Genomic DNA, 10,022 nt, shown 5'->3' with positions numbered 1-10,022 from the left:
ACCCGCGGGGACCTACATCCCCAACGGCAAACCCCGCGGCTTCCTCGCACGCTACGAAGTGTCAGATCCCACTGAGACATGAACTGTCAGGCACGTCATGAGACATCACACCGCGGAATCTCGCGCCACACGCGCCCACTCGACGCACGTTTGGGTTGTGGATAACGCGGACGAGCGGATGCGGGATCCTGCAGACTCGCTCAGCATGACTGCCAGAGATCCTCTCCCCGACCACGCCCTCGCAACCGCGTTCGTCAGCGGCCGCCACGGTGCTCCGGACATCGCGGCGCGAGGCCGCCTCCGCGGACGTGACGTGGACAAACCGTTCCGCGGCATCCGCTCACAGGGCGTCGACCTGTCGACCCTTCGCGGACGATGCATCGCCCTCGTTCCTTTGCTCGGCCCGGATCAGGCGGTCAGCCACAGCACCGCGCTCGTGCTGTCCGGAGCACCGCTGCCGTCCGCGCTCGAGCGAGCGGATGCCGACCTGCACATCAGCAGCACCGGATCACGACGCAAAAGGCGCGACGGCGTGATCTCGCATCGGCTCGATGCCACGCCGTCCATCATCCTCACCGAAGACGGCATTCCGATCGTCGCGCCGGCGACTGCGTGGTGCCAGCTCGCCGAGTACGGGGCGCAGCGCGCGCATCGACTCGGCCTCGAGGAGATCGTGTCCGTCGGAGATTTTCTGATCTCCGGCCGCGTCGTCCCGGATGAGCCGCGCATTCCACCGCTGTGCACAGAACAGGAACTGCGCACCGCGGTACGCGCTCATGCCGGCAGACGTGGGGCGCTCATGTTGTCCGAGGCGAAGCGACTGGTCCGCGTCGGCGTGGATTCTCCTCAGGAAACTCGTCTGCGTCTGCTTTTCGTCTTTGCTGACTTCCCCGAGCCGGTGATTGGGTTTCCGGTCGAAACGCGCCTAGGGCTTCTACATCCTGATCTGTCATATCCCGAACTCCGCATCGCCTTCGAATACGAGGGAGACCACCATCGAACCGATGACGTGCAGTGGCGTCGCGACTTCGAGCGGGTTCGCGCCCTGCAGGAGGCAGGCTGGACGATCATCCGCGTCAATAAGGACGACCTCAACGACCCGATCCGCTCGCGCGCGCTCCTCCGCCAGGTTCGTACCCTCCTCGCAGCGTGATGCCCCCGGCACTCCTTGCGAGTGGGTAGTTGTGGCTCACTTCTTCGCCAGAAAGGAGCCACAAGTGGCCACTCGCAACCGGCGCAGCCGGGACAACCGGGGGCTAGCGGGCGGCGGAGTCGGCGTTGTAGCGGTCTAGGACCTCTTTGATGTCGGCATCCAGAACCAGGGCACCCTTGTCGAGATACAGGCCGCGCGTGCAGAAGCGTCGCAGGTCCCGCTCGTTGTGGCTGACAAAGAACAGCGTGCGTCCCTCGGCGAGCAGTTCGTCGATGCGCTTGTAGCATTTGTCTCGGAAGCCCTTGTCGCCGACCGCAAGCACCTCATCGACGAGCAGGATCGGCTCATCCAGCTGCGATACGACCGAGAATGCCAAGCGCACCTTCATGCCGTTAGAGAGATGCTTGTACGGCGTCTCCTGGAACTCCTCGAGCTCCGCGAACGCGATGATCCCGTCGTAGCGGCGGGAGATCTCGTCGCGCGACATGCCGTGCAGGCCAGCCGTGAGACGAACGTTCTCGCGCACCGTGAGGTCGCCGACGAATCCGCCGGTGAGCTCGATCAGCGGCGCGACGCCGCCATTGACGGTCACCGAGCCTTCGTCCGCGAGCAGGACGCCGGCGACGAGCCGCAGCAACGTCGACTTACCCTGTCCGTTGCGACCGACGACACCGATCGACTCTCCCGGTTGCACGGTGAAAGAAACATTGCGCAGCGCCCAGAACTGCCCCGGACGGCTACGTCGTGATGCGCCGGCGAAGAGGTCCTTGAAGCTCCGCCGTCCACGCCGGTTGCGGCGGAAATTTACGCCCAGTCCCTGGACTTCGATCGCGGCAGCCATCACAGCTCCTTCAGCACAGGGCGCTCAAGTACGCGGAACACCCATGAACCCAGAACGAAGATCACGAGGGTCATCACGACGCTGATCAGCACCGTGCTCAAGTTCCACAGATCGGGGAAGAACGCCATCCGGTAGAGCGTGAAGATTCCTGCCAGGGGATTGAAGGAGCCGATCGTCTCGAACGGACCGGGGAGGTTCGAGACACTGTAGATGATGGGGGTCGCATAAAAAAGCGCCCGAAGGATCAGCCCGGTAGTGCGCTCTAGATCCGTGTACAGCGCGCACAGCGGGGCGACCAGCATCCCGAGCCCCACGAGCAGAATCACCTGCAACAGCATGGCTACCGGGAACCACAGAATCCCCCAGCCGATGTGAACGACTTTGTCCGGGTCCGTCTCGATCAGCGCGTTGCCGATCACGAACAGTGCAAGAACGGGGAGCGAGAACAGAAACTCCATGCCCTTGCTCAGCACGATTCGGTTTACCCAGATCGTGCGAGGGATGTTCGTCGAGCGGACCAGGCGCGAGTCTCTCTTGAATGCCTTGGTGAAATCCAGCACGGAAGAGTTGAACCATACCCAGGGCAGCAAGGCGGTGATGAGGAAGATGATGTACGGGTCTTCGCCGACGTCACGTTTGAACACCTGAGTGAAGACGAACCAGTAGATCGCACTCATCACCAGTGGGTCCAGCACCGACCATAGATAGCCGAGGAAGCTCGTCGAGTACCGGACCTTCAAGTCGCGGGCAGAAAGCAACCACAGCGAATGCAGGTATCGCCGGGGCGTACCCGGCGCCCCGACAGCAGCGTGACTCACGTTCCGAGCTTAGGCGAGGGTGTTGTTCCACATGGTCAGCGCCGAGCCGATCGCCATATGCATATCGAGGTACTGGTAAGTGCCAAGGCGACCACCGAAGTGGACACCGCTCTCACCCTTTTGCAGTTCCCGGTAGGCCAGCAAGCCCTCGCGGTCTGCAGGAGTGTTCACCGGGTAGTACGGCTCGTCGGTCTTCTCTGCGAAACGGGAGAACTCGCGCATGATGACGGTCTTATCCGTCGGGTAAACGTCCTTGCGCTCCGGGTGGAAGTGCTTGAACTCGTGAATGCGGGTGTACGGGATGCCGGCATCCGGGTAGTTCATCACCGGGGTGCCCTGGAAGTCGCCGATGTTCAGCACTTCCTGCTCGAAGTCGAGGGTGCGCCAGCTGAGCTCACCCTCGGCGTAGTCGAAGTAGCGATCTACCGGGCCGGTGTAGATGATCGGAACCTGCCCGACGAGCGCCTTGCGGTTCAACGGCTGCGACTCGTCGAAGAAGTCGACGCCGAGCTTCACCTCGATGTTGGGGTGATCTGCCATCCGCTCAATCCACGCGGTGTAGCCATCGGTCGGCAGACCTTCCCAGGTGTCGTTGAAGTACCGGTTGTCGTAGTTGTACCGCACGGGGAGCCGGCTGATGATGTCACCGGAAAGCTTGTGCGGGTCGGTCTGCCACTGCTTGGCTGTGTAGTCCCGGTAGAACGCTTCGAACAGCGGGCGCCCGACGAGAGCGATGCCCTTCTCTTCAAAGTTCGCAGCCGACTTGACGTCGAACTCGCCAGCCTGCTCCTTGATGAGCGCACGCGCTTCGTCTGGCGTGTACGCGGCCTGGAAGAACTGGTTGATCGTGCCGAGGTTCACCGGCAGCGGGTACACAACATTCTTGTGGTTCGTGTACACGCGATGCTCGTAGTTCGTGAACGTCGTGAACCGGTTCACGTACTCCCACACCGTCTCATTGGATGTGTGGAACAAGTGCGCACCGTAACGGTGCACCTCGATACCCGTCTCCGGCTCCGCTTCGCTGTACGCGTTGCCGCCAATGTGAGAGCGACGTTCGATAACGGTCACCTTGCGGCCCGCAGCCGCGGCACGCTCAGCGATGGTGAGGCCAAAGAAACCAGAGCCTACGACGAGAAGATCCATGATCTCTATCGTATCGGCGCTCGCCTGTGGACTTCGTATGCTGGGAGGGATGACCATCGAAATCATGCTCCCGTTCTGGGGCGAGCCCCGGATGCTGTTCCAGACCGTCGCCTCGGTGCAGGCCCAGTCCGACCCGGCGTGGCGGATGACGGTCATCGACGACGCCTACCCAGATGACAGCGTCGCCGCGTGGTTCGCGGAACTCGACGATGACCGCATCGTGTACACACGCAATGAGCGCAACGCCGGCATCATTGCGAACTTCCGTGCAAGCGTCCAGCGCGCGAGCGCCGACCACCTCGTCATCCTCGGCAGCGACGATCTACTCGGGCGCGGTTATGTCGCCGCGGTGCGGCGCGCCATCGCCGCGCACCCGGATGCCGACATCATCCAGCCCGGCGTCGACGTGATCGATCAGAACGATCAGCCGAGTATGCCGCTCGCCGATCGCGTCAAACAGCGGATGCTCGCACCCGATACCACAGGGGGCGATGTCGTTCTCACCGGTGAGCCGCTGGCCACCAGCCTGGTGAAGGGCGACTGGCTGTACTGGCCGTCGCTGGTTTTCCGCACCGAGACGATCCGCCGACACGACTTCCGAGACGACCTGCCGATCGCGTTGGATCTGGCGATCCTGCTCGACATCGTCTTCGACGGTGGACGCCTGGTCGCAATCCCCGAGCGCGTGTTCTTCTACCGTCGGCACAGCGGCAGCGCGTCCCAGCAGACTCTGCTGGACGGCAGGCGCTTCACCGACGACCGCCGCTTCTACCGCGAGATCGTCGAGCGTGCCACCGCGCGCGGCTGGCGCAGCACGGCGAGCGCTGCGCGCACACGTCTGCTGGCGCGGCTGCACGCTGTCACCGAGGCACCGCGCGTCCTGCGCCACGGCACGCCGGAGGGACGCAAGGCGCTGTGGCACCACATCTTCGGCTGAGAGCTGGCTCTCGCGTCAGCGTTTCTTGGCGGCGAGCCAGGCGCGCAGCAGCATCCACCGCGCTCGCAGCACCGGGACGATCCCACGCGGACGCGCCGTCGAGACGTTCTCCTCGTGCAGCCGTCGACGGAGTGTCGGCTCGTCGAGATGACGCATCGTGCGGTGCGCGTTCGCGAAGGTCGCGATCCACAGATCATGAGACTCGGTGAGGAAATCCGGGAACGGCAGGATGCGGTCGACCGCGTCTCGTCGGATCGCCATGGCGCATCCGAAATACGGGATGATGCCGGCAAGAATCCGCAGCTCGTTGCGCACGGAGTGCCCGGACTGCGACGCGTTCAAACGCCAGGAGATCCCGGGAATCGGCGGGACGAGCGGAGCATCCGATCCGAGCAGAACGAGGTTCGACGCGGCCACCGCATCGTTCTGGAGAGCCGCGACGAAGAGCGCACGCCGGCCGGGGATCCACACATCGTCCTGGTCGGCGAGCATGAGCACATCACCGGTGGCATACTGCAGCGCCTCTTCGAACGTGCGAACGTAACCGCGGTTGTGATCGCGCGGGAAGACGCGCACGCGGGCGTCCTCGACGGTGGCGAGCAGCGCGACGGTGCCGTCGGCGGATGCATCGTCGACGATGATCAACTCGTCGTGCGGTGCGAGCTCGGCGAGGATCGAGTCCAGCTGCTCACCCAGGTAGGCCTCGCCGTTGTAGGTCGCCATGCACACGCTGACGCGCACGTCGGTCATGCCGTCTCCTTCGTGGGCTGCTCGCGCAGCGCGCGCCGCAGGACAGAGATCTGGTATCCCGCGACGCACATCTCGGAGATCGCAACGGCCCAGGCGACGGCCGGCACGGAACCGAGTACGGCGAACAGGACGATCAGCGGTGCACCGACGGCCGCGCCGATGGCGGTCGACACGGCGAGCGCGCGCACGCGTCCGAGGCTCACCAGGCACGCATAGCCGACCACTGCGGCGACGGCGATGCCGACGAAGGCGACGCCCAGCGGCAGCGACACGGACAGCGGCACCAAGATCTCGCCGACCGACAGCAGCGTCGACGCCCACGGGCTGAGCACGGCGATCAGGGTGCCGGCGACGACGCCGATGCCGATGGCCGCGCGCGTCGCGATGCGCATCCGCCGGGGCCTGCCGCCGTCATCGACGGGGACCCAGCTCTGGAAGAACTGCTGGATGGGCAGGAACGCGATCGAGGCGTACTTGAACAGGCGATCAGCCATCGCGTACATCGGCACGAGTCCCGGCAGGAATGACGCCACAGCGACCATCGGCAGGGTGACGTACAGCCCGCTGACGAGTGTCGCGGAGACGGCATGCCGCTGCGAGGAGAGCAGCGTCTTCAGCGGGGTGCGGTCTACGAAACCTGCGTCCTGCGGCGACTGCCGCACGATCAAGGCCGAAATGCTTACCGCGGCGATGTAGCCGAGCCCTTGGAACAGCAGGTACACCCACAGCTCGCCGGTCGCCCAGGTACCGATGAGGCCGACTACAGCGCCGATGACGGTGGGCACGGTGTCAAAGAGCAGCAGGCGCTTGGGTCGACCTTCGCCCGTGAAATACCAGCTCGCGCCGAGGTACGGCAGCAGGTAGACGGCGGCGCCGACGATCGAGATGAGGACCTGACCGTGGGTGATGACGATCAGCAGCAGCGCGAGCACCGGGAAGACGCAGGCGTAGAGTCCGACGCGGGCCTGCAGAGACCGGCGGAAGAACGCCGGGCGCCGCGCCTCAGGAATGCCTGCAACCGTGGCAGCCCCCACCGCTCCCCAGCCGAAGGCGACGAGGATTCCGCCGAACTGGGCGACGGTCTGGACGAGTGCCAGCGTGCCCCAGGTGTCGCGACCCACGGCTGCGGTCAGCAGGGGGATGGAGACGACGCCGAGCAGCGTGACCAGCAGGACCGAGACCGTGAAGCCGCTCAATCGTCCCGCCGTACGGCGCACCCCGGCCGAGCTCACGTCTGCTCCCTCTCGAATACCGGAGCATTCCAGCGGATGCGGGCAGCGATAGGCTGCAGCGCCTCCGGCATTCGCCCCATGCGTCCGCGAACTGCCGCGTTGATCGCGGCACGGTAGAGCCGCCACAGCGCTCGGCGCGGGCGCGCCACCCACAGGGCGTTGACGAAATGGATGCCGTCGAGGATCGTGTCACGGATGATCTGCTTGGGCGCCGCCCGCAGATACTCACCGTTGAGGACGATCCGGTTGCGCACCCGATAGAAGTAGCGGAAGGGCGTGCTCAGAGTGATCTCCGGAGGGATGCCTGGCAGGCACACCTGACGGCCGAACAGTTCGCGGCGGTACTGCGTGCCGAGCGCATGACCAAGCCTGAGCCCGGGGGCTGCGAGCACCGCATAGCCTTCGCGGCGAAGGCGCAGCTCGAACTCGGTATCGACGAGGTCGATGAAGAAGTCCGCGCGCAGTTCACCGATCGCATCCACCACGCTCAACGGCAGGAGCATGCCGGACTGGATTACGTTGGCCGCGGGCCCGTACGCAGACATCTCCCCGCGCGCCTGACGCACCGCGGCGAAGTACTCCGGCACGACGACGCCGACCTGCACGCCATCTGCAGTGGCGGCATCCTGCGCGACGCGCAGAGCCTCGACGAAGCCGCTCGGAACGAGCGAGTCCTGGTCGAAGGTGACCACGTTCGCTGCACCCTGTTCGCGGGCGAGACGGATGCCGGTGTTAAGCGCCGCGGCGATGCCGCTGTTCTCGCTCTGGCGGTGCACGAGAACGCCACTGGCAGCGAGCCGCTCCAGGACGTCATCGGCGACCGGTCCGGAGCCGTCATCGACGACGATCACCCCGTCGACCTGACCTGCCACCGAGGACACAGCCTCCTCAGCGCCGGAGCCGGGACGGAAGGTCGAGAAGACCGCCCACGCGGCTGGAAGATTCGGTTTCATCGCGCACCTAGACTAGCCTCATTCGCTGATGCGAACCTTAGACAGGGAAGAGTGCCGATGACCTCCGAACGCGGCCGCGGCGCCATTGTCCTGGCCGCATACTCCCCGGATCCCGAGCTCTTCCGCGTGCAGCTGCTGTCGCTGAAGAACCAGAGCATCCGCGATTGGGAATGCATCATCTCGGTCGACGGCGAGCGTGCGCCCGTGGCCGATCTTGTCGCAGAGATCGTCGCAGGCGACGACCGCTTCCGGGTGATCGGTGACGACTCCCGGCGTGGCTTCTACCTGAACTTCGAGCACGGCCTGCGAGCCGTCGGCGCTGATGCCGCCTGGGTCGCCCTGTGCGACCAGGACGACCGCTGGGACGAGGACAAGATCGCGACGCTGATCCCCCACCTCGATGATGTGTCGATGATCTCCGGCCAGGCGCGCCTGGTGCGCCATCCCTCCGGCGAGGTCACCGGCGTGACCGACCGCGTCGATCGCGGGGCCGCGCTCACGCTGCTGTCGAACCAGTTCACTGGGTCGCTGTGCGTGTTCGAGCGGGAGATCCTCGACACCGCGATCCCTTTCCCCCAGGTGTCGACCCGTGTGGCTACGCACGACCACTGGCTCGCGGTCGTCGCCGGCGCACATCGCGGCACCCGGATCGTCAACAATGTCGTGCAGGATTACGTGCAGCACGATGCCAACGTGTTCGGCGACCCCAGCCGGCTTGAGAAGGCGGGGATTGCAGCGTCGGTGCAAAATGTCCTCGGACTCGCCGAACGCCACGAAGGCTCGCGCTCTCCGAAGGCGCTGCTGCGCATGACCTTCTGGACCTACGTCGGATGGCGGCAGGTCATGGTCGACACGCTGCGTGCCCGGCGCGCGCTGCCCGATGAGCGGATCGATGCCGCCTTCGGAGCCGCACGCCGCTGGCCAGCGTTGAACGCCCTGTTGCGTATGGCGACGCGCTCAGATGCCGTCCCCTCGCGCTTCGCGCTGGAGTACCGCGCGAGCTGGCTGGCAGGTGCTCTCAGCGGCGGCCGGGCGGCCGCCAGCGGCATCGCTCAGCGTTCGTTCTGAGGCCCATCAGCGCGGTCTTCGAGTCGCTGCACTCGCTCGCGAAGATGTTCGGTCTCTGCACGCATCAGCGCCGATTCCTCGGCGAGCCTGCGCCCTTCGTCCTCGGCGCGACTGAGCTCCCATGACAAGTGGAATGCGACACCGAGCAGCAACAGCAGAGCCGCTGCGAAGAGCAGGTTCGACGGCAATTGCACCCCGAGCAGGCGCGTGAGCCCTTCCCAGAGCCCTGGGAAGATCCCGACCACAAGCACGACCAGCGCAATGACGAGCCAGAGCACCGCATACTTCTCACGCAGGCGCCTGGTCAGCAGCATCCAGAGCACGACCGAGAGAATGACAACGGCGAGGACGATTCCGGCAACGGCGATCATGCGGGGCTCGCATTCGATTCGGGGCGCCGCATGGGATTGCGCATAACAGCAAGCAGCAGCGCGAAACCGGAGCGGAACAGATACACGGCGGCGCCTATCGGATGCTGGCTGGGCGTGCCGTGCACGCGTGCACGCATCGCCACCGGGATCTGAGTCACGCTGAGTCCGGCATGGACGGCTGCGACGAGCGAGTCGACCGTGTCACCGAGATACTCGGCCGGATAATAGCGCACATACTGCTCGATCGCACGACGGTTCGCTGCCCGGAATCCGCTGGTGACATCGGTCAGCCGGGTCCGCGCGATCTTCGACACGACGCTCGCGAGCACCAGCATCGCCCAGCGACGCGGGCCGCGGACGGTGTAGTCGCCTACCTCAGCGAAACGGGCTCCGATGGAGATGTCTGCGCTCTGAAGGCCCTCGACCACGCGCATAATGTCGGCCGGATCGTGCTGCCCGTCGGCATCCACCTGGATGACGCGCTGGTAACCGTGTCGAGCGGCGTAGGTGAAGCCGGTTCGCATCGCGCCACCGACTCCGAGGTTGAACGGCAGCGTCAGGACGACGGCGCCGGCCTGTCGTGCGACATCCGCGGTCTCGTCGGTGGAGCCGTCGTCGATCACGACGACATCGAAGTCATCGGATGCGCCACGGATCTCGCGCACGGTGTTGCCGACGTTGCGGCTCTCGTTCCATGCGGGCACCAGGACGAGGATGCGATCCTCCGCCTGCGTCATGCGTTCGGCCTCTCGT

Annotated in this window: 11 protein-coding genes; 3 read left to right on the top strand and 8 right to left on the bottom strand. The window is 65.3% G+C overall.

Annotation, left to right across the window (positions count from 1 at the left end):
• The first annotated feature begins 394 nt into the window (after positions 1 to 394).
• On the top strand, positions 395 to 1,153 hold the full coding sequence (locus tag ACSU1G_RS34350) for a hypothetical protein (RefSeq protein WP_439286114.1): 759 nt from the start codon (positions 395 to 397) through the stop codon (positions 1,151 to 1,153).
• Positions 1,154 to 1,256: 103 nt separating this feature from the next.
• Here ACSU1G_RS34350 and ACSU1G_RS34345 read toward each other — a convergent pair whose 3' ends face one another.
• From ACSU1G_RS34345 to glf, 3 genes are read right to left on the bottom strand one after another with little or no spacing between them, the layout of a single operon-like run.
• Entirely contained in the window at positions 1,257 to 1,994 is a 738-nt protein-coding gene (locus ACSU1G_RS34345) for an ABC transporter ATP-binding protein (protein WP_439286112.1), read from the bottom strand.
• The gene (locus ACSU1G_RS34340; protein ID WP_439286110.1) at positions 1,994 to 2,812 is read right to left on the bottom strand and encodes an ABC transporter permease; all 819 of its coding nucleotides are present in this window, start codon (positions 2,810 to 2,812) and stop codon (positions 1,994 to 1,996) included. The genes ACSU1G_RS34345 and ACSU1G_RS34340 overlap by 1 nt, the downstream gene beginning before the upstream one ends.
• A 9-nt stretch (positions 2,813 to 2,821) precedes the next feature.
• Positions 2,822 to 3,958, bottom strand: coding sequence for a UDP-galactopyranose mutase (gene glf / locus ACSU1G_RS34335; RefSeq protein WP_439286108.1), 1,137 nt, complete (start codon positions 3,956 to 3,958; stop codon positions 2,822 to 2,824).
• A 49-nt stretch (positions 3,959 to 4,007) separates the two neighbouring features.
• Between glf and ACSU1G_RS34330 the strand changes: the two genes are divergently transcribed.
• A complete protein-coding gene (locus ACSU1G_RS34330) occupies positions 4,008 to 4,895 on the top strand; it encodes a glycosyltransferase family 2 protein (RefSeq protein ID WP_439286106.1) in 888 nt (295 codons plus the stop codon).
• Positions 4,896 to 4,910: 15 nt separating this feature from the next.
• On the opposite strand, the gene ACSU1G_RS34325 is transcribed toward ACSU1G_RS34330, so the two are convergent.
• Genes ACSU1G_RS34325 through ACSU1G_RS34315 form a run of 3 tightly spaced genes read right to left on the bottom strand, consistent with a single transcriptional unit; the run spans position 4,911 to position 7,830 of the window.
• A complete protein-coding gene (locus ACSU1G_RS34325) occupies positions 4,911 to 5,645 on the bottom strand; it encodes a glycosyltransferase (RefSeq protein ID WP_439286104.1) in 735 nt (244 codons plus the stop codon).
• Complete coding sequence (locus ACSU1G_RS34320; protein ID WP_439286102.1) at positions 5,642 to 6,877, bottom strand: lipopolysaccharide biosynthesis protein; 1,236 nt, start codon at positions 6,875 to 6,877, stop codon at positions 5,642 to 5,644. The genes ACSU1G_RS34325 and ACSU1G_RS34320 overlap by 4 nt, the downstream gene beginning before the upstream one ends.
• Complete coding sequence (locus ACSU1G_RS34315) at positions 6,874 to 7,830, bottom strand: glycosyltransferase (protein WP_439286100.1); 957 nt, start codon at positions 7,828 to 7,830, stop codon at positions 6,874 to 6,876. Before ACSU1G_RS34315 ends, ACSU1G_RS34320 begins: the two co-directional genes overlap by 4 nt.
• A gap of 57 nt (positions 7,831 to 7,887) precedes the next feature.
• On the opposite strand from ACSU1G_RS34315, the gene ACSU1G_RS34310 reads away from it, so the two are divergent.
• The gene (locus ACSU1G_RS34310) at positions 7,888 to 8,898 is read left to right on the top strand and encodes a glycosyltransferase (RefSeq protein WP_439286098.1); all 1,011 of its coding nucleotides are present in this window, start codon (positions 7,888 to 7,890) and stop codon (positions 8,896 to 8,898) included.
• On the opposite strand, the gene ACSU1G_RS34305 is transcribed toward ACSU1G_RS34310, so the two are convergent.
• Both ACSU1G_RS34305 and ACSU1G_RS34300 read right to left on the bottom strand, forming a co-directional pair.
• Entirely contained in the window at positions 8,883 to 9,269 is a 387-nt protein-coding gene (locus ACSU1G_RS34305; protein ID WP_439286096.1) for a DUF2304 domain-containing protein, read from the bottom strand. The genes ACSU1G_RS34310 and ACSU1G_RS34305 overlap by 16 nt on opposite strands.
• Positions 9,266 to 10,006, bottom strand: a complete 741-nt coding sequence (locus ACSU1G_RS34300; RefSeq protein WP_439286095.1) for a glycosyltransferase family 2 protein — start codon at positions 10,004 to 10,006, stop codon at positions 9,266 to 9,268. The genes ACSU1G_RS34305 and ACSU1G_RS34300 overlap by 4 nt, the downstream gene beginning before the upstream one ends.
• Between the last annotated feature and the right edge of the window lie 16 nt (positions 10,007 to 10,022).

This window comes from Microbacterium sp. A93 (genome assembly GCF_051842835.1).
This window is presented reverse-complemented; position numbering and strand designations above follow the sequence as displayed.